A 19,218-nucleotide genomic window follows, 5' to 3' on the forward strand; every position below is an offset into this window, starting at 1 on the left:
CAGGGGCCCCGCGCAGGCGTGAGAGGCGTCTCACAGGGCCTATGAATTTCCATACCGTCTGCCCAAATTGACCCCCCAGGTCTACTCTGGATCCGTGCCGGAGGACGTGGGGGGCACGCCGTTCCCTGACGGCTGGGAGCCCGACGACGACCATGACCGCGGGATGTCGGACGAAGAGTTCGACGCCGTGGTCTTCGACGAGGCCTTCGTGAAGGCGGCCGTGATCCACGAGCCGACCGCGGTCGAACGCCTCCTTGCCGCCGCACAGGCCAGAGCCGAGGCCTCCGAGGCCGAGGCCCGCCGCGCCCATGGCAGAGGCGAGCGCTACGACGACGGCTATGGTCCCGACGGCCCCGATTTCGGCCACGGCGCCGACCTCGACGACCTGGACGACCCCGACACACTCGAAGACCGGTACGGCGCTGCGGGGACGTACGGCAAGCACGTCCGCTGGCACCGTCCCGTCGCCTGGGTGCTCGCCGTCGTCATGGGCATCGGCATGGTCGCGCTGGCCTTCGCGGCGGTCTACCGCGGCGCCTCCTCGGGCGGCAGCCGCGACCAGGTGCCCAGGCCCCCCTCCACCGGCCTGGAACAGGGCACCGCGGCGGCACCCTCCGCGTCCGCCGAGTACTCCCAGCCCGCCCAGTCGGCGGTCTCCGCGGTCCCGCGCACCCCTTGAGCGGCGATTGCCCGTTCTGGTGAGAACCTGTCAGAAGTTGTCGTGTAGCTGGGCGTTTACCTGAGGCTTCCGAGACCTACTCTGAGAGTATGGGCGGGCCTGTGGACCCACCTGAGGGGACACCCGAGGGCGGCCCCGTGGGTGGAGAGGACGAATACCGATCCGTCGTCTTCGACGAATCGTTCGTTCGCGCTGCCCGCCTCCAGGAATCCTCCGCGCGCGAACGCATGGCCGACCACGCGCCCGCCGTACGCCGCCGCCCGCCCCTGCGCCGGGGCCTCACCCGGCAGGCCCTGATCCTCGTCCTGCTGATCCTCGTCGCCTTCGGCACCGCGATCTACATGGGCGTCCGCCACCCCTACGGCACCCAGGAGGCCCAGCGGCCCGTCGAACCCCTGCGGATGACCGTCGTCCCGCTCGCCCCGCAGGGCAAGGTGCCCGGCGCCGCGGATGCCGAGACCCTGTTCGCGCACAGCCCCGCCGCACAGTACGAGGTCGGCGCCGAGGGGATACCGCTGCCGCCTGCCCGCAGCACCGCGCACTTCTCCGACAGCCAGGTCGTCACCGCCCTGACCACGGCCAAGGACTACATCGTCCGCTCCGCGCTCTACCCCGAGGTCCTCGACAGCAGCGAGGTGCGGCCCGCGCGGGTGCTGCTCGACCCCGGGCAGCTCGACCAGTTCGACCAGAGCCTCGACCACCCCGCGGCGGACGGCCGGCACGCGCCCACCGGATGGCTGGTCCGCTTCGACCCCACCCGCACCGAGCTCGCCGATCCGAAGATCCGCATCCAGGGCAGCATGCAGGCCACCGAGACCGACTCGGCCACCCTGGAGGTCACCGCCGACCACACCGTCGTCTACGCGCTGCGCGCCACCGGCGCCCCGGCCGGCTCCCAGGTCTCCCTGTTCACCGTCCGCCGCGAGCTGACCTTCCGCTTCGACCGGGACGACCTGCGCCTGCGCCAGGCCCAGCTGGTCGTCTCCTACGTCCAGGCCGGCCCGCTGTCCTGCTCCGGGGACTCCGCCGACCACCTGCACCCGCTGCTGGCCGGCGAGAGCGCCAGGGCGGGCGGCCCGGCGGGCACCAACCCGTACGCCACGGACAGCGCCACCGCCCTGTGCGGGACGCTGGCCGCCGGGGCCGAACCCAAGGTCTGACGAGCCCCCGCTACTCCTCGTCCCGCGGGGGAGTCTCCTGCGCGGGACCGTCCTGCGGCGGGGTGTCCTGCGGGGGAGCGTCCTTAGAAGCAGCGTCCTTGCGGGGCGCCGGGCTCGTGAACCCGTCGAAGCCGCGCTTGACCCGGCCGCCCAGGCCGCCGGCCCCGCCCGCTATGTCCGAGACCAGCTTCATCAGCGGGTCCTTGGAGCTCTTCACATCGCTCGCGTAGCTCGCCGCCGACTCCTTGAACGAGTCGCTGACCGAGGTGTCCTTGTCCCCGTCCCGCCGCGGATAGTGACCGTCCATGATCCGCTGGTAGTCGCGGGACTCGGCCCACTTCTTCAGCTCGGCCGCACGGACCGCGGTGAACGGGTGCGAGCGCGGCAGCACGTTCAGGATCTTCAGCACCGAGTCGCGCAGATCGCCCCCGGCCTCGTACTCCTCGGCCTGCTGCAGGAACGCGTCCACGTTCATCTCGTGCAGATGGTTGCCGCCCGCGATCTTCATCAGGCCGCGCATCGAGGCCCGCGGATCCTGCCCCACCAGCAGCCCCGCCCGGTCGGCGGACAGCTCCGACTTGCGGAACCACTCCCGCAGCGCCGTCACGATCGCCATGATCGCGAGATTGCCCAGCGGGATCCAGGCGACCCGCAGCGCCAGGGTTGTCAGGAACAGCAGGATCGTGCGGTACACCGAATGCCCGGACAGCGCGTGCCCCACCTCGTGCCCGACGACCGCACGCATCTCCTCCTCGTCGAGCAGCTCGACGAGCCCGGTGGTGACGACGATGATCGGCTCGTCCAGGCCGATGCACATCGCGTTGGGCTGCGGGTCCTGGTTGACGTACATCGGCGGGACCTTCTCCAGGTCCAGGACGTAACAGGCGTCCCGCAACATGTCGTTCAGGTGTGCGAACTGCTGGTCCGACACACGGACCGAGTCGGACAGGAACAGCAGCCTCAGGCTCCGCTCCGGAAGCAGCCCGCTGAGCGCCTTGAAGACCGTGTCGAAGCCGCTCAGCTTGCGCAGCGCCACCAGGGCCGAACGGTCGGCCGGATGCTCGTACGCGCGCGAGGAGATCCCCGGGAACCGCCTGCGCTGCCTGCTCGGCACCCGCTCGTGCCCGTTCCGCTCGTGGCCGTCGTCGGACATGTCATCCCCCATGTGCGTGAGTGTGCCCACCGTGCCCCCGAAGCAGGGCCCAGCCTAGGCGGAGATACCGTGGACGGGCAGTACAGCCGAAGGAGTGCCTCATGGAGCACAACCCCCGAGCCGCCTGGCTCACCCAGGCCGCGACCGCCGCCCAGCAACAGGGCTCGGGCGACCTGCTGCGGGTCGTTCTGATCGTCATGTTCCTGGGCTGCGCGCTGACCGCCTGGTTCCTGCTGCGCGGGTACAGACAGAAGGACGACTGAGCCGCCGGGATCGTTCCCCGCCCGGTGCGGCCGACGGAGCCGGCGTGACCGAGGAGCCGGCCCGGCGGACCCGAGGAGTCGGCTCAACGGAGGAGTCGGCGTGATCGTCGCCGGGCCGCCCGCATACGATGGGCCGACGTCTTTATCCCGTCCACACGCGATAGGTCCTGCCGCAGATGATGAATCTTCACAGCGCCGCTGCCCAGTTGGTCACCCTCGCCGCCGAGGGCGAGGAGCACGGCGGCAACCACAACAGCCTCAACCCGCTCGTCACCGGTGGCAGCGCGTTCATCATCCTGCTGCTCCTGCTGTGGATCACCACCCGTTTCAACCGCGACCGCTGAGCCGGCGGCCGAGCCCGGCACCCGTCCTCGGGACGGGGCCCACGGGCCGGGCCGGTAGGGTCTGCACGCATGGGAGAGCAGGACATGCCTACCGGTCCGGCGAATGACGCGGCCGATGCCGCCGAGGACACGGTGACGACCCCGCGGTACACCCCGGCGGGCCCCGCGCACACCGGCAAACGCCGGCTCGGTGTGATGGGCGGGACGTTCGACCCGATCCACCACGGGCACCTCGTGGCGGCCAGCGAGGTCGCCGCCCAGTTCCACCTCGACGAGGTGGTGTTCGTGCCGACCGGGCAGCCGTGGCAGAAGACCCACCGCAAGGTCTCACCGGCCGAGGACCGCTACCTGATGACGGTGATCGCGACCGCGGAGAACCCGCAGTTCTCCGTCAGCCGTATCGACATCGACCGCGGCGGCCCCACCTACACCGTCGACACCCTGCGCGACCTGCGCGCCCTCAACCCCGACGCCGACCTCTTCTTCATCACCGGCGCCGACGCCCTGGGCCAGATCCTCACCTGGCGGGACTCGGAGGAACTCTTCTCCCTGGCCCACTTCATCGGCTGCACCCGGCCAGGCCACCAGCTGACCGACCGCGGTCTCCCGGAGGGCGGCGTCTCGCTGGTGGAGGTTCCCGCGCTCGCCATCTCCTCCACAGACTGCCGTGCGAGAGTCGCCAAGAGCGACCCCATCTGGTACATGGTGCCGGACGGAGTCGTGCGCTACATCGACAAGCGCGAGCTGTACCGCGGCGAGTGAGCCGAGAGGGGCACCGGTGAACGACCGATACGACGCGGGCTACGGAAGCGACCAGTACGAACTCGTCGGCTACGACGAGTACGGGCAGCCGGTGTACCGCCAGATCCCGGCACAACAACAGCAGACGTACGACCCGTACGCCGGACAGGGCTACGGCTACGACCCGTACGCCGGAGACGGCCGGCAGGGCACGCAGCCGTACGACCCCGGCCGGCAGGGCCCGCCGTCGTACGAGACCGGGCAGCAGGCCCCCGTCCCCCCCGTTCACGACACCGGGCAGCAGCCGGTCACGCCCGCCTACGACCCGTACGGCACCGGCGGCCAGGCCGCCTACGACCCCTACGGGCAGGCCGCCACCAGCGGCAGGCAGCCCCGGGTCGCCGAGCAGACCGCGCACATCCCGCAGCAGGCCGGGCCTGTCGGGGAACCCGCCGGGCCCCGGCAGGCCCCGGGGGACGAACGGGACTACCACACCGAGCAGTTCGCGTTCGTCGAGGTCCCGGACGGTGACTCCGAGGACGTCATCGACTGGCTGAACTTCACCGAGAACCGCACCGAGCGCCGCGAAGAGGCCAAGCGTCGCGCCCGCAGCCGCACGATCGCCCTGGTCGTCGTCCTCGTTCTGGTCGCCGTCGGCGGCGCCGGCTACCTCTGGTACGCCGGAAAGCTGCCGGGTCTGTCCTCCTCCGGCTCCAAGGGCGGCACGACGACGTCCGCGGCCGCCCAGAAACGCGACGTGGTCGTCGTCCACCTGCACAACACCAGCGGCGGCGGCACCTCGACCGCGCTTCTCGTCGACAACACCACCACCAAGCAGGGCACCACCGTCCTGCTGCCCAACTCGCTCGCCATGACCGACGACGACGGCACCACCACGACCCTCGCCAAGTCCGTCGGCGACGACGGCTCCTCCGGGACCCGCGACCAGCTCGACACCGTCCTCGGCACCAACATCGAGGGCACCTGGCGCCTGGACACCCCCTACCTGCAGAACCTCGTCGAACTCGTCGGCAACATCGACATCGACACCAACGCCGACGTCCCCGACCCGGACGCCAAGAAGAAGAGCGAGGCGCCCCTGGTCCGCAAGGGCAAGGACCAGACCCTCAGCGGCAAGGCCGCCGTCGCCTACGCCACCTACCGCGCCTCCGGCGAGGCCCAGAACGCCCAGCTGGAGCGGTTCGGGCAGGTCATGCAGGGCGTGCTGCGCAAGATGTCCTCCGACTCCTCGGCGGCCACGGTCACCGTGCAGACCCTCGCGCAGATCCTCGACCCCTCGCTGACCGACAAGGACCTCGGCACCTTCCTCGCCAAGCTCGCCGACCTCGCCAAGGGCGGCGACTACAAGACCGCCCTGCTGCCCGTGCAGAGCGACGGCACCCTCAGCGCCCAGACCAGCTCCAGCGTGGTCAAGGACATCCTCGGCGGCACCGCCAAGAGCCCCTCCGCGGACGCCGCGGTCCGGGTCTCCGTCCAGAACGCCAGCGGCGCCAAGGACAACACCGACAAGGCCCGCGTGGTCCTCGTCAACGGCGGCTACACCTTCCTGGAAGGCGGTACGGCCTCCGGCACCCAGGCCACCTCCAAGGTGCTGTACTCCGACGCCGCCGACAAGGAGAACGCCACCGAGGTCGCCAAGACCCTCGGCCTGGGCACCGGAGCCGTCGCCAAGGGCACGGTCGGCTCGGGCGCCGACGTCTCGGTCGTCCTCGGCCAGGACTACAAGCCGTCCTCGTCCTGAGCCCCCGCACCCCACGTGACGCGGTAATCACGTGGGGTGCGCCCGGCGGTCCGTGAGACCCTTGAGGTCAAACGACCGCCGACGGAAAGCCAAGTAGTGACCGCCACCGACCGTTCCCTCGAGCTCATCACCGCCGCCGCCCAGGCGGCCGCCGACAAGCTCGCCCACGACGTCATCGCCTACGACGTCAGCGACGTCCTGTCGATCACGGACGCCTTCCTGCTGGCCTCCGCGCCCAACGACCGCCAGGTCAAGTCGATCGTCGACGAGATCGAGGAGCGCCTCCAGAAGGAACTCGGCGCCAAGCCGGTACGCCGCGAGGGCGACCGCGACGCCCGCTGGATCCTGCTCGACTACGTCGACATCGTCGTCCACGTCCAGCACAGCGAGGAGCGCGTCTTCTACGCCCTGGAGCGGCTGTGGAAGGACTGCCCCGAGATCGAGCTGCCCGCCGACGCCAAGGCCACCCGCGGCAAGGCCGCGGCCCACGCAGAGCTGCAGGCCGCCGACGACGCCGGCGAACCGGGCGGGGAGTGGTGATGAGCGCCACGGGCGAGGTCACCGACCGCACGGGCCGCGGCCGCCGCATCATCCTGTGGCGGCACGGCCAGACCCTCTGGAACGTGGAGCGCCGCTTCCAGGGCTCCACCGACGTCGAGCTCACCGAGACCGGCATCGGCCAGGCCCGCCGCGCGGCCCGCCTGCTCGCCTCCCTGAGTCCCGACACGATCGTCTCCTCCGACCTGCGGCGGGCCGCCGACACGGCCGCCCAGCTCGCCGAGCTCACCGGCCTCGACGTGATCCGCGACGAGGCGCTGCGCGAGACCTACGCGGGCGTGTGGCAGGGCCTCACCCACGAGGAGATCATCGCCCGCCACGGCGACGAGTACGCCGCCTGGAAGCGCGGCGAGCCGGTCCGCCGCGGCGGCGGCGAACTGGAGACCGAGGTCGCCGACCGGGCCGCTCCCGTCGTGCTCCGGCACGCCGAGAAGCTCCCCGAGGACGGCACCCTCGTGGTGGTCAGCCACGGTGGGACCATCCGCACCACCATCGGCCGCCTCCTCGGCCTGGAGTCCCAGCACTGGGAGAGCCTCGGCGGCCTCACCAACTGCTGCTGGTCCGTGCTCGGCGAAGGCGCCCGCGGCTGGCGGCTCCTGGAGCACAACGCGGGCACCCTCCCGGAGCCCGTCCTCGGCGACGACGACTGAGAGCCCTTATCGGCCGTCGGCCGACGGTCCTGCGGCCGCCCGTCCCGCCCCCGGACCCGGATTTCACTTTCCGGCAGGTCGCAGGCTAAAGTTCTTCTTGTTCGCCCCGCCGAGCGGAAAGACGGGAAGAACACGAGGGGCTATAGCTCAGTTGGTAGAGCGCCTGCATGGCATGCAGGAGGTCAGGAGTTCAATTCTCCTTAGCTCCACAGATCGACACTCCAGACACTGTCGAGTTGTCAAAGATCGGTGAGAGAATCCCGTCCTCTTTTCAGAGGGCGGGATTTCGTGTGTTCCACTCCCGGATGATCTCGGCGGCCTCGGGGCCGGACACCGGCCACAGCCGCTGCCTGCGCTCCCGCAGCAACGCGACCTGCTCCCGCGTCCTTTCGTCCTCCGGCGTGTAGACGACGATCCGGGACTCCGGTATCCCGTCGATCGACAGCGACTGCGACGTCATCCGCAGCTCGCCCACCGCCTCATGACGGAACGTCTTCACCCGCGGCCCCGGCTGCGCCACCGCACCGCTCGCCCACAACCGGGCGAAGTACGCACTCGCCCCGGACAACGCCCGTATGAACTCCTCCCAGGCCGGCTCGCCGACATGTCTGCCGTAACAGGAGCGCAGGGTCGCCACCATCACCGGCAGTTCACGCTCCAGGTGCACCACCGGGCAGGCCTCCTCCGACACCGTGAACAACGTCCACAGAACATTCGGCACACCGATCCGCACCGTCTCCGGCACCAGGAACAGGTCCCGGTAGGCGGGATTGGTGGCCAGCACGTCGTACCGCGACGTGTACACCACCGCGGGCAGCGGATCGAGGGCGTCGATGATGCCCTGCACCTCCGCGCCGACCGACTGGGACAGACCCTCCGGCGCCGCCGCGTACGGCACCTCCGCCAGCCGGTACAGATGCTCCCGCTCCGGAGCATCCAGCCGCAGCGTCCGCGCCACCGCGTCCAGCACCTGCGGCGACGCGTTGATCGGCCGGCCCTGCTCCAGCCACGTGTACCAGGTCACCCCCACGCCCGAGAGCTGGGCGACCTCCTCCCGGCGCAGCCCCGGAGTACGCCGCCGCAGCCCCGGCGCCATCCCCACGTCGGCCGGTGTCACCCGGGCCCGCCTGCTGCGCAGGAACGCCGCCAGCTCCGGCCTGCGGCGGTGTGCTGTCGTCCTCATCGTCACGTCCCCCGTCGTCACGTCCTCCATCGTGGGCGCCGCACCCGCCCTCTGCCAGGTGCTGCCAGTACCAGCATCGGCGGGCTCTCGGCACCCGTACCGGCCCCTGGCCACGCTCGGACGCATGACGACGACATCCCGGACGGGATCCGGTCCCGCACCCGCTCGAACCCCTGCGAAAAGTGAAGCACCCGGCACTGACAACCGGCCCCGGCTGCTCCTCGCGGTCGTTCTCGCGGCTCTGTTCATGGCCGTGCTGGACGTCTTCATCGTGAACGTCGCGGCCCCCACCATCGGTTCCGAACTGCACGCCTCCGGCGCCGACCTGCAACTGGTCGTGGCCGGCTACGCCATCACCTACTCCGTGCTGCTGATCACCGGCGCCCGCCTCGGCGACCGGCTCGGCCACGGCCGGGTCCACCTCGCCGGACTCGCGCTGTTCACGACGGCCTCCCTGGCCTGCGGCCTGGCGCAGGGGGCCACCGAGCTGATCGTGTTCCGGCTGGTGCAGGGCGCCGGTTCGGCGCTGATGATCCCGCAGGTCCTCAGCATCATCCAGCGCACCTTCACCGGCGAGGCCCGCATCCGGGCGCTCGGCGCCTACTCGGCGGTCCTCGCGGTCGGCGCCGCGGCCGGCCAGACCATCGGCGGCGTCCTGGTCAGCGCGGACATGTTCGGCACCGGCTGGCGGCCGGTGTTCCTCGTCAACGTGCCGGTCGGCGCCGTACTCCTCGTCCTCGGCAGGCGCGTCCTGCCGGCGGGCGCCGGATCCGGACCGGAGCGGGCGCGCGGCCTGGACCTGCCCGGCCTGGTCCTGCTGGGGGCCGCCGTGTCGCTGCTGACGGTTCCGCTGGTGCTCGGCCAGGAGGAGGACTGGCCGCTGTGGTCCTGGCTGTCCCTGGCGGCCGCCGTGCTCCTGTTCGCACTGTTCTGCGGTTACGAGTCCCGGCTCGCCCGGCGCGGGGGCGCCCCGATCGTCGCACCCCGGGTGCTGCGCCACCCCGGCATGGGCCTGGCCGTCTTCCGCATCCTCGCCGTGATGGCCGTCAACGCCGGACTCCTCTTCGCCCTCACCCTGCACGTTCAGGGCGGCCTCGGCTACGGCGCGCTGCGTGCCGGACTCACCTTCGCGCCGACCGCCGTCGTCTTCGGTGCGGTCGCTCTGACCTGGCGCAGGTGGCCCGCCTCCTGGCAGCGGGCGCTGACCCCGGCCGGTTTCGCGCTGACGGCGCTGTCCGTCGCCGGCGTCGGGCTGGCCTTCCACGACGGCGGCGACGGGGGCGCGCAGCTCTACGCGGCGTACGCCGGCGTGGGTGTGGGGCTCGCGCTCGCCTTCAGTCCGACACTCACGGGCGCGCTCGCAACCGTGCGCCCCGAGGACGCGGCGGACGCCAGTGGCCTCCTGGCGACCGTCACCCAGCTCGGCCAGCTCATCGGCGTCGCCGCATTCGGCACACTGTTCTTGAACCGGCTTGAGTCACTTGGGGCGCCGGGGGCGTATACCTCTGCGGAGGCGCTGTCAGCCTGCGCATGGACGCTCGCCGCGACGGCGGCCGCGGGTGCCGTGTCCGGACTGGTACTGAGGCGTCGCTGACCGTATTGGTCCGGCCGTGGCAGAATCAAACGGCCGGAAGGGGGCGCGGCCCGACGGGAGGGAGTAGCGATGCCTGCGAGCATCCTTGAGGAGGGCGGCCACCTCCTCGGTGCGGCGTTGATACGGGATACGATCACCCGGCTGCTCTGCCCTTCCTGCGGTTCCGTACATGTGGCCCAAGTGCTGGGCGACAACGGCGGGATCTCCTACGTGTGCACGGCCTGCGGCCACAGCTGGAGCTGATCGATGGGTGCACACAGGCGAAAGTGCGACTGGTGCGGGAGCGGTACCCCGATCGTCCGCGACATGGAGCCGATCAACCCCGACTACCAGTACTGGTGCGAGGAATGCGCTCGGGCGCTGATCATAAAAGGCGACCCGATCGAGACCTACCGTGAACTGGAGGGCGAGCCGATCTACGGCCGTCTTCTCGAGGAGCACTGCACGCTCAAGCGGTTCTACTCGTTCGTCACGGCCTGAGCGGCGCCCGGCTTCGGCAACGATGTCCGGGCGAGCGCCAGGAACAGCAGTCCGCTGACCGCGTAGAGCGCCGACAACGTCAAGTCGACGGCGTTCTGATGCAGTTCGGGCCGTCCGTGCCGGTGTGGCACCCACCACAGGGCGTACGAGCAGAAGACCAGCAGGGTGCCGGCGGCCGCCGCCCGGTGCCCGCGCGTCCACAGCAGCAGCACCACGGGCACGCACCACACCCAGTGGTGCGACCAGGACACAGGACTGATCAGCAGCGCGGTCACCGCGCACCCGGCCACCGCCCAGCCCCGCCTGCCGCGCAGCTCCGCGGCGACCGCCACCGAGAGCCCCAGGACGGCCGTCAGGGCCGCTGCGGCGGTCCAGAGCGCTCCCGGCTCAGGAGTGTGCAGCAAGCGCGCCAGAACGCCGCGCAGGGCCTGATTCGCGGTCTCCTCGGCCCGCCCCACCCGCCCCGTCCGGAACACCATGCCGGTCCAGAACCGCCACGAGTCGTACGGCAGGACGGCCGCCGCCAGCAGGGTCGCCCCCGCGAAGGCGGCGGCCGCCCCGCGCGCGTGCCGCAGCCACGGCCCCCCGTCCCGGCCGCTGCGGCGTGCCATCAGGCCCGTGGCGAGCAGGAACACCGCGAACAGGGCGGGCGTCAGCTTGACCGCGGCCGCGAGCCCGACGCCCACCCCCGCCCAGCGGCCCGGCCGTTCGGCCGGAGGACGTGACAGATCCCACAGGACCAGCACGGCCAGCAGCAGATTGACCTGCCCGTAGCGCACGGTCGTCCACACCGGCTCGCACCACACCGCCGCCGCCGCGACCCACAGCACGCCCTCCACGCGCGCGTGCCCGGCGAGCCGCAGCGAAAGCGCGACGAACACCACCAGGAGAACGAGGTTCCCGGCCGTCGCCAGCGTCCGCATGGTCGGGACGTCCGGCAGCGTCAGCGGGGTGAACAGCAGCGCCGCGAACGGCGGGTAGGTGGACGGCAGATGAGCGGCCGTCGTACGCAGCGCGTAGAGGTCGCCGCCCGCGAGGACGGTCGCCCCCTCCGCCCGGTAGACCATCAGGTCGATCATCGACACGTGAGCGGCCCGCTGAGCCGCCCAGAATGCCGTGAACGACAAGAGGCACGTCCCCAGGGCCGCCGGCACCCGGCGCCGGGTCTCGGAGAACACGATCACGGTCACGAAGTCCGACACTAGCGTCCGTATCCGTACAGAACGGAAACGATTTGGTGGTGCACCCTGTCGACCGTGTAATGTTGGCGTCGCCGCCAGGGAAACCCGGCGGAGCGAAACGCGGGGCTATAGCTCAGTTGGTAGAGCGCCTGCATGGCATGCAGGAGGTCAGGAGTTCAATTCTCCTTAGCTCCACAGAAGTCGAAGGCGGACCGTCCGGATGGATGGTCCGCCTTCGACGTTGTTGGGAAACATTCGGAAACATCGGAGACGGGCGCCGGGAAAACTCGTGCCACGTGTAAGGCGGGCCACCCGACCGGGTGGCCCGCCTTACACGTGATGCTGGTGCGGTCAGCGGCCGAGGGCCCGGCGGCCGCGGCCCTGCGAGAGAACCGGAAGGTTCTTGGCCGGCGCCTGGGAGCGGGTGTCCTCCTCGAGACGCAGCGCGAGCGCCGGGCAGCGGCGCACCGCGCGCAGCGCCTTGGCCTCCGCGAACCGCGGCACCTTCGCCTGAGCCACCGTCGGGAAACCGTCCGCGCCCAGTTCGAAGACCTCCGGGAGGATGTCCGCGCACAGACCGTGGCCCCGGCACAGCGTCCAGTCGACGTAGATCTTCTGACGGCTGCCACTGGTCTCCTCGGGCTCTCCGCCGCCCGGGATGCCGGTGGGGAGCTTGCCGTCCTCGAAGAGCGGCAGAACGCCTTCCACGGGCCGTCCGCAGCCGTTTCCGAGGACATGCGCGGCCAGGTCGTCGGTGAACGCCTTGATCGTCGACTCCAGGAACATCGCGGAGCCGTCCGGGTGCGAGCACGCGCCGCGCCGCTTCACGTTCTTCGCGACCTGCTTGAGCGCCTCCAGAGCGGCCGGTCCGCCGCCGTTGAGGATGTCCTCCATGCCGCGCGCGGCCGCCGGCAGGCCGAGGTAGCAGGGACCGCACTGTCCCGCGCTCTCCTCCGCCAGCCACTGGGCGACCCGCAGCGACTCGCCCAGCGGACAGGTGTCCTGCGTGATCGGCAGGATCGCGCCGGCGCCCAGCGCACCTCCCACCGCGTCCAGGGAGTTGCGGGAGACGATCGCCTCGTTGACCGTCGCCGCGTCGATCCACTTGCCGTGGTAGCCGCCGGTCAGCACACCCTGCGGCACCGGCGGGGCGCCGGCCAACTGCAGGACGTAGCGCAGCGGCACACCCGTGGGCACCTCGATCACCATGGGACGGGCGACCGCGCCGGAGACCGTCAGCATGACGGTGCCCGGCTCGTCGTACAGACCGGTGTTGCCGTAACGCTCCGGGCCGATACGGGCGGCGATCGCCAGCTGCGCGAACGTCTCCGCGTTCGACAGCAGCGTGGGCGCGCCTCCGACGCCGTTCTGGGAGGCGCTGGTCTTGCGGCCGGGCGGGATCGCCGGGCCGCCGTCGATCGAGCGGACCAGCGACGCCGCCGCGCCGGTGACCATCCGCACCGGGTTGCGCTGGACGAACGCCTTCAGGGCCGAACGGCGGCCGGTGCTCAGACCGCGTTCGGCGAGCGCCTGCTCCATGGAGCGCTGTGTGGACTCCCGGGTGACCCCCACCACGAGCGTGCGGGCACCCAGCGCCTCGGCGCACAGCAGCGCGCCGTCGAGGATCAGATGCGGGGCACGGTTGATCAGCACCGTGTCCTTGCGGCAGGCCGGCTCGTCCTCGCTGCCGTTGACGACGACCACCGGCCGGACACCGCGCTTGATCGCCGCTTCGGCGACCGAGCGCAGCTTTTTGTGGAAGGGGAAGCCCGCGCCGCCGCGGCCCTTCAGGTTGATGCGTTCGGAGAGCTGCGCGAGCTGCTCCCCGCCCAAGGGCTCAAGCGGCCCGTGCACCTTGAGGTGCATGGGCAGATCGAGTCTTTCGACAAGGTCGAAGCCCGACGTGAGCTGCGGAAGGCCGACCACGCGGACTTCTGGGACGTCGGGCAGGGCCTCGTTCACCTATAGCCTCCGGAAGGCGTGTTCCAAGGTTCGCCCGAACCCGGTGCGTCGAAGGACGCGCCGGGCGCTGGTTCGTTGGCGGGACCGCTGTTGTACGTGTCGTTCGAGTTGTACGTGCCGTAGCCGGGGTTCGTCTCACCCGTGTCGTACACATCACGTCCGCCCGGTCCGCCGACGCCCGGATTGCCATAGACCGGGATGTTGTATCCGGTGTCCTGGAGTGGGTCGTACGCCGAGGGGGGCGCTTCGCCGACCGGCGGCGGGGACGGGACCGGCCAGGTGCCCGAGGTGCTGCCGGGGCCGTCCACGCGCGGGAAGGCTTCGGTGGCCTGGAGGTCCAGCCGCTCCATGCGTGCGGTCTGACCTGCCGCGAACGGCGACTGCGACTGGGGCTGGGGCTGTCCGGGCGTGGAGGTGGCCCGGTAGGCGGCCGCGAAGCCGGAGGCCGGCTCGGGGGTCGGCATCCCGGTCGGGAACAGCGGGTTGGACTGCGTGGCCCCGGCGTCGGCTCGCGAGGGCCTCGGCTCGCGTTCGCGTTCACGCCCGCCGTCGTAGCCCGGCAGGCCGGACTCGCCCACCCGGGCGCGGCTGGCGTCCAGCTCGTCCAGGTCGGGGCGCTCCGAGCTGCCCAGGATGGAGACGAGACGGTCGGCGACCTTGCGCTTGAACGGGCGCGGGGCGGCGCGCAGCGCCAGCGCGCCCATAACGCCGACCAGGCACAGCTCGTACGAGATCATGAAGAAGGGCTTCGCCGCGCGGCCCGCGAACAGGCCGTGGATCAGCGCGGCGCACCAGGCCGGGTAGGCCAGCATGTGCATGGCCCGCCAGCGGGCCGCCACCACGGCCGGGGCGGCGAAATTGCTCCGCAGGGCGCCGGTGACACCCACGAAGATCATCAGCAGTCCGGCCAGCGAACCGAGCCCGATCAGTCCGGCGCTTCCGGTGACGCCGAGCGAGAACGGGATGATCGCGGCGATCACCACGGTGTGATCGAGAGCGATCTTCGTGACGATGTGCACCAGCAGGAACGCGATCGAGGCGACTGCGGTCGTCCGGTGCACCGCCTGGCCGACGATCCGCTGGCGGGTGTTGAGGAAGATGCGGTCCTGTGCGACCAGGCCCCAGATCACCGAGCAGCTCAGCGAGACGAGCGAGAGCACGCCCGCGCCGAAGTTCAGGAACGATTGGAACTGGCTGCCTCCGGTCAGCACGACCACGGGTATGAGCAACAGAACGACAGCGGACGCCACCCCCCAGGCCGAGCGGCCTGGCTTGGGGAGCGAGCTGTTACTACGACGAGGGTTCATGGGGGCAACTCCGAGCAGTTCGGGAAAGCGGTCCCGGTGCCGCAGCCTAAGTGGCGCCATACCGATCAGTACGAGGTTTGAGTTATTGCGTTGTTATCAAAGGGCAATGCGGGCCTTGTGGTGTCCCTTAGTGGTTGTTACGCGAAGTAAGTTTTGAACCTGGTTCAACTCTCGTCCCGGTTGTCGCCTTAGACGTACGTGTCAACCGTTGATACGTAAGCGCGTCGCGGCTTGCTCAAGTGCTGCGGTACCCTGACGCCATGCGTGCCGTACGCCTTCTGCTTAGCGGGCCGCGCTGATCAGTCCCGACCGCCGGAACAAACGGCCGGTCGGCATCGGCGCGGCGTCCCCTCCTGTGCGAGGGGATTTTTCGTTTCTAGCAAGTCACAGCCGCAGGCAGAGACGATCGATGGAGCTTTGAGGATCATGAGCGAGACGAACCCCGCTGCCGCCGCCACGTCGGCGGAGGCCGCGCCGCACCGCTACACGGCCGCCCTGGCGGCCGAGATCGAGGCACGCTGGCAGGACTTCTGGGACGCCGACGGCACGTACGCGGCGCCGAATCCCAAGGGCGACCTGGCCGGCGACCCCGAGGTGGTCGCCAGGCCCAAGAAGTTCATCATGGACATGTTCCCGTACCCGTCCGGGGCGGGACTGCACGTCGGCCACCCCCTGGGCTACATCGCCACGGACGTGTTCGCCCGCTTCCAGCGGATGAACGGCCACAACGTCCTGCACACCCTGGGCTTCGACGCCTTCGGCCTGCCCGCCGAGCAGTACGCCGTGCAGACCGGCACGCACCCGCGGGTGTCCACCGAGTCCAACATCGAGAACATGAAGGCCCAGCTGCGCCGGCTGGGCCTGGGCCACGACAAGCGCCGGTCGTTCGCCACGATCGACCCGGACTACTACAAGTGGACCCAGTGGATCTTCCTGCAGATCTTCAACTCCTGGTACGACGACGAGGCGAACAAGGCCCGCCCGATCTCCGAGCTGATCGCCCAGTTCGAGTCCGGTGAGCGAGCCGTACCGGGCCACACGCGCGCGTGGAACGAACTGACCGCAACCGAGCGCGGCGACGTGCTGGGCGAGTTCCGCCTGGCCTACGCCTCGGACGCGCCGGTCAACTGGTGCCCTGGGCTGGGCACCGTGCTGGCCAACGAGGAGGTCACCGCCGACGGACGCTCCGAGCGCGGCAACTTCCCCGTCTTCAAGGCCAAGCTGCGCCAGTGGAACATGCGCATCACCGCCTACGCCGACCGGCTGCTGGACGACCTGAACGAGCTGGACTGGCCCGAGGCCATCAAGCTGCAGCAGCGCAACTGGATCGGCCGCAGCGAGGGCGCCCGCGTCGACTTCCCGATCGACGGCGAGAAGATCACCGTCTTCACCACGCGCCCCGACACCCTGTTCGGCGCGACCTACATGGTGCTGGCACCCGAGCACCCGCTGGTCGACAAGTTCGTCCCGGCCGCCTGGCCCGAGGGCACCCACGGCGTGTGGACCGGCGGCCACGCGACGCCCGCCGAGGCCGTGGCCGCGTACCGCGCGCAGGCCGGCGCCAAGTCCGATGTGGAGCGGCAGGCCGAGGCCAAGGACAAGACCGGCGTTTTCACGGGCGCGTACGCGACCAACCCGGTCAACGGCGACAAGATCCCGGTGTTCGTCGCCGACTACGTGCTGATGGGCTACGGCACCGGCGCGATCATGGCCGTCCCGGCCGGTGACCAGCGCGACTTCGAGTTCGCGCGCGCCTTCGAGCTGCCGATCGTCTGCATCGTCGAACCGACCGACGGCCGCGGCACCGACACCTCGACGTGGGAGGACGCCTTCGGCTCCTACGACGCGGAGATCATCAACTCTTCCAACGACGACATCAAGCTGGACGGTCTGCCGGTCGCCGAGGCCAAGGCCCGCATCACCGAGTGGCTGGCCCGCAAGGGCATCGGCGAGGGCACCGTCAACTTCCGGCTGCGCGACTGGCTGTTCAGCCGCCAGCGCTACTGGGGCGAGCCCTTCCCGATCGTCTACGACGAGGACGGCGTCGCCCACGCGCTGCCCGAGTCGATGCTGCCGCTGGAGCTGCCGGAGGTCGAGGACTACTCGCCGCGCACCTTCGACCCGGAGGACGCGGACACCCAGCCCGAGACGCCGCTGTCGCGCAACGAGGAATGGGTCAACGTCACCCTGGACCTGGGCGACGGGCCGAGGAAGTACCGCCGCGAGACCAACACCATGCCCAACTGGGCCGGTTCCTGCTGGTACGAGCTGCGCTACCTGGACCCGCACAACGACCAGCAGCTGGTCGATCCGGAGATCGAGCGGTACTGGATGGGTCCCCGCCAGGGCATGCCGCACGGCGGTGTCGACCTGTACGTCGGCGGCGCCGAGCACGCGGTGCTGCACCTGCTGTACGCCCGTTTCTGGTCGAAGGTCCTGTACGACCTGGGGCACGTCTCGTCCGTTGAGCCGTTCCACAAGCTGTTCAACCAGGGCATGATCCAGGCCTACGTCTACCGCGACGGCCGCGGCTTCCCGGTGCCCGCAGCCGAGGTCGAGGAGCAGGACGGTGCCTACTACTACCAGGGCGAGAAGGTCACCCGGCTGCTGGGCAAGATGGGCAAGTCCCTGAAGAACGCGGTGACTCCGGACGAGATCTGCGCCGAGTACGGTGCCGACACGCTGCGCCTGTACGAGATGGCGATGGGTCCGCTGGACGTCTCCCGGCCGTGGGACACGCGCGCGGTGGTCGGCCAGTTCCGGCTGCTGCAGCGGCTGTGGCGCGTCATCGTCGACGAGGCGACCGGTGAGGCCACCGTCACCGACGCCGATGCCGACGAGGCCACGCTGCGTGCTCTGCACAAGGCGATCGACGGCGTCCGCCAGGACCTGGAGGGCCTGCGCTTCAACACCGCCATCGCCAAGGTCACCGAGCTGAACAACCACCTGACCAAGGCGGGCGGCTCGGTGCCGCGTACGGTCGCCGAGCCTCTGGTGCTGATGATCGCGCCGCTGGCCCCGCACGTCGCCGAGGAGCTGTGGCGCAAGCTGGGGCACAGCGACTCGGTCGTGCACCGGGACTTCCCGGTCGCCGACCCGGACTACGTCGTGGACGAGACCGTGACCTGCGTCGTGCAGATCAAGGGCAAGGTCAAGGCCCGTCTGGAGGTGCCGCCGGCGATCTCCGACGAGGAGCTGGAGAAGGCGGCGCTGGCCGACGAGAAGGTCGTGGCGGCGCTGGACGGCGCGGGCATCCGCAAGGTGATCGTCCGCGCGCCGAAGCTGGTGAACATCGTCACGGCGTAACGGCCACGGGCCGCCTCCGGGCGGTCCCCTAAGGGCAGGTTCGGGGTCTTTCTGGAACTCCGGGCCTGCCCTTTGCGTTTACCGTTGAAGAGGGCGGCCGCCCCCTGCCGTGCTCGGAGGCGGTCGGGTGGCCGTCAGCGGAGGAGGAGCACCGTGGAAGCTGTGATCGCCGTATTCGCCGTGCTCTTCCTGCTCTTCGTCGCGGGCGGGGCGTACGTCACGTTCAAGGCGGTCGGCGCCGCCAAGCGCGGTGTGGACCGTACGATCACGCAGGCCCGGCGGACGGTCGAGGACCACACGCTGCGCGCCAAGTCCATGGTCCAGATCGGCCCGGCGGCCGAGCTCGCCCAGCTGCGGCTCACCCTGCGCACCTCGATGCGGGCCACCCAGGACGCGCTGGACGCGGGCGTCGCCGAGGACGAGTCGCTGAAGGAGTCCCTCGGCCTCTTCCAGCGGCTCAGTGCGCACGGACACGAACTGGACGGCGAGCTCCGGCGCCTGGAGTCCGAGCCGGACCGGACCACGCTCGCCGCGCGGCTGCCCGAACTGCGCCGGCGCACCACGCGCATCACCGAGTCCGCGGACGCGTTGCGGTGGGCAGCGCGTGACCGCGCCCACCGGTTCGCCGACGACGATCTGGACACCTTGAGCACGCAGATCGGCGTCGAGGCCGACGCCCTGCGGCACTGGTCGCGTCCTGCCCCCGCGCCCGAAACCCCGCCGTGGCCCGAGGCCGCCGCCGGTCGGGGCGACCGCCAGACCTGGCCCGAGGCACCCCGGTCCGCCCCGGACGGAGACCCGGCGCAGCCCGCGATCACCCCGCCCGGGCGGCGTCAGGTTTACCCCTGGCAGAAGAAGCCCCGGCCGGAGAGCACCACTTGATACGGCCGGTCCT

Annotated in this window: 18 protein-coding genes and 2 tRNA genes; 15 read left to right on the forward strand and 5 right to left on the reverse strand. The window is 70.6% G+C overall.

The features are described from left to right. The first annotated feature begins 67 nt into the window (after positions 1 to 67). Both ACGFZQ_RS02920 and ACGFZQ_RS02925 read left to right on the forward strand, forming a co-directional pair. A complete protein-coding gene (locus ACGFZQ_RS02920; protein WP_393838873.1) occupies positions 68 to 679 on the forward strand; it encodes a hypothetical protein in 612 nt (203 codons plus the stop codon). Positions 680 to 768: 89 nt separating this feature from the next. Continuing rightward, a complete protein-coding gene (locus ACGFZQ_RS02925; RefSeq protein ID WP_393838874.1) occupies positions 769 to 1,839 on the forward strand; it encodes a hypothetical protein in 1,071 nt (356 codons plus the stop codon). Between the two features lie 10 nt (positions 1,840 to 1,849). Here the strand turns inward: ACGFZQ_RS02925 and ACGFZQ_RS02930 are convergent, their stop codons facing one another. Then, positions 1,850 to 2,992 (reverse strand): M48 family metallopeptidase, encoded by a 1,143-nt coding sequence (locus ACGFZQ_RS02930; protein ID WP_393839230.1) that lies wholly within the window; start codon positions 2,990 to 2,992, stop codon positions 1,850 to 1,852. 101 nt (positions 2,993 to 3,093) lie between these two features. Here ACGFZQ_RS02930 and ACGFZQ_RS02935 point away from each other — a divergent pair, with 101 nt between their 5' ends. The 7 genes from ACGFZQ_RS02935 to ACGFZQ_RS02965 all read left to right on the forward strand — a co-directional run bounded on the left by ACGFZQ_RS02935 (position 3,094) and on the right by ACGFZQ_RS02965 (position 7,519). Next, the gene (locus tag ACGFZQ_RS02935; protein WP_393838875.1) at positions 3,094 to 3,255 is read left to right on the forward strand and encodes a hypothetical protein; all 162 of its coding nucleotides are present in this window, start codon (positions 3,094 to 3,096) and stop codon (positions 3,253 to 3,255) included. 176 nt (positions 3,256 to 3,431) lie between these two features. Beyond that, positions 3,432 to 3,599 (forward strand): hypothetical protein, encoded by a 168-nt coding sequence (locus tag ACGFZQ_RS02940; RefSeq protein ID WP_351692895.1) that lies wholly within the window; start codon positions 3,432 to 3,434, stop codon positions 3,597 to 3,599. 69 nt (positions 3,600 to 3,668) lie between these two features. Further along, positions 3,669 to 4,361: a nicotinate-nucleotide adenylyltransferase gene (nadD, locus tag ACGFZQ_RS02945; RefSeq protein ID WP_351748965.1), complete on the forward strand. Its 693-nt coding sequence runs from the start codon at positions 3,669 to 3,671 to the stop codon at positions 4,359 to 4,361. A 16-nt stretch (positions 4,362 to 4,377) separates the two neighbouring features. After that, a complete protein-coding gene (locus ACGFZQ_RS02950) occupies positions 4,378 to 6,102 on the forward strand; it encodes a LytR C-terminal domain-containing protein (RefSeq protein WP_393838876.1) in 1,725 nt (574 codons plus the stop codon). A gap of 96 nt (positions 6,103 to 6,198) precedes the next feature. Further along, positions 6,199 to 6,642 carry a ribosome silencing factor gene (gene rsfS / locus ACGFZQ_RS02955; protein WP_351748969.1) on the forward strand — a complete coding sequence of 148 codons (444 nt, stop codon included), beginning with the start codon at positions 6,199 to 6,201 and terminating at the stop codon, positions 6,640 to 6,642. Next, a complete protein-coding gene (locus ACGFZQ_RS02960) occupies positions 6,642 to 7,310 on the forward strand; it encodes a histidine phosphatase family protein (protein ID WP_393838877.1) in 669 nt (222 codons plus the stop codon). Before rsfS ends, ACGFZQ_RS02960 begins: the two co-directional genes overlap by 1 nt. 136 nt (positions 7,311 to 7,446) lie before the next feature. After that, positions 7,447 to 7,519, forward strand: a tRNA-Ala gene (locus tag ACGFZQ_RS02965). Positions 7,520 to 7,581: 62 nt separating this feature from the next. Here the strand turns inward: ACGFZQ_RS02965 and ACGFZQ_RS02970 are convergent. Then, positions 7,582 to 8,493: a helix-turn-helix transcriptional regulator gene (locus tag ACGFZQ_RS02970; protein ID WP_393838878.1), complete on the reverse strand. Its 912-nt coding sequence runs from the start codon at positions 8,491 to 8,493 to the stop codon at positions 7,582 to 7,584. Positions 8,494 to 8,617: 124 nt separating this feature from the next. On the opposite strand from ACGFZQ_RS02970, the gene ACGFZQ_RS02975 reads away from it, so the two are divergent. The 3 genes from ACGFZQ_RS02975 (at position 8,618) to ACGFZQ_RS02985 (ending at position 10,567) form a co-directional block, all read left to right on the forward strand. After that, on the forward strand, positions 8,618 to 10,087 hold the full coding sequence (locus ACGFZQ_RS02975) for an MFS transporter (protein ID WP_393838879.1): 1,470 nt from the start codon (positions 8,618 to 8,620) through the stop codon (positions 10,085 to 10,087). Positions 10,088 to 10,156: 69 nt separating this feature from the next. Then, entirely contained in the window at positions 10,157 to 10,330 is a 174-nt protein-coding gene (locus ACGFZQ_RS02980) for a hypothetical protein (protein ID WP_107483215.1), read from the forward strand. 3 nt (positions 10,331 to 10,333) lie between these two features. Next, entirely contained in the window at positions 10,334 to 10,567 is a 234-nt protein-coding gene (locus ACGFZQ_RS02985) for a hypothetical protein (RefSeq protein ID WP_006136074.1), read from the forward strand. Here the strand turns inward: ACGFZQ_RS02985 and ACGFZQ_RS02990 are convergent. Beyond that, positions 10,546 to 11,757, reverse strand: a complete 1,212-nt coding sequence (locus ACGFZQ_RS02990) for a glycosyltransferase 87 family protein (RefSeq protein ID WP_393838880.1) — start codon at positions 11,755 to 11,757, stop codon at positions 10,546 to 10,548. The two genes, ACGFZQ_RS02985 and ACGFZQ_RS02990, sit on opposite strands and share 22 nt — an antisense overlap. 113 nt (positions 11,758 to 11,870) lie before the next feature. On the opposite strand from ACGFZQ_RS02990, the gene ACGFZQ_RS02995 reads away from it, so the two are divergent. Continuing rightward, positions 11,871 to 11,943, forward strand: a tRNA-Ala gene (locus tag ACGFZQ_RS02995). Positions 11,944 to 12,099: 156 nt separating this feature from the next. Here ACGFZQ_RS02995 and ACGFZQ_RS03000 read toward each other — a convergent pair. Continuing rightward, the gene (locus ACGFZQ_RS03000) at positions 12,100 to 13,710 is read right to left on the reverse strand and encodes an NADH-ubiquinone oxidoreductase-F iron-sulfur binding region domain-containing protein (RefSeq protein ID WP_351691257.1); all 1,611 of its coding nucleotides are present in this window, start codon (positions 13,708 to 13,710) and stop codon (positions 12,100 to 12,102) included. Then, positions 13,707 to 15,017 carry a cytochrome b/b6 domain-containing protein gene (locus ACGFZQ_RS03005; protein WP_393838881.1) on the reverse strand — a complete coding sequence of 437 codons (1,311 nt, stop codon included), beginning with the start codon at positions 15,015 to 15,017 and terminating at the stop codon, positions 13,707 to 13,709. Before ACGFZQ_RS03005 ends, ACGFZQ_RS03000 begins: the two co-directional genes overlap by 4 nt. A gap of 426 nt (positions 15,018 to 15,443) precedes the next feature. On the opposite strand from ACGFZQ_RS03005, the gene leuS reads away from it, so the two are divergent. Then, positions 15,444 to 18,323 (forward strand): leucine--tRNA ligase, encoded by a 2,880-nt coding sequence (gene leuS / locus ACGFZQ_RS03010; protein WP_393838882.1) that lies wholly within the window; start codon positions 15,444 to 15,446, stop codon positions 18,321 to 18,323. A gap of 153 nt (positions 18,324 to 18,476) precedes the next feature. After that, entirely contained in the window at positions 18,477 to 19,205 is a 729-nt protein-coding gene (locus tag ACGFZQ_RS03015) for a hypothetical protein (RefSeq protein ID WP_393838883.1), read from the forward strand. The last annotated feature ends 13 nt before the right edge of the window (positions 19,206 to 19,218 follow it).

The organism is Streptomyces sp. NPDC048254, from assembly GCF_043201895.1.
Taxonomy (GTDB): Bacteria; Actinomycetota; Actinomycetes; order Streptomycetales; family Streptomycetaceae; genus Streptomyces.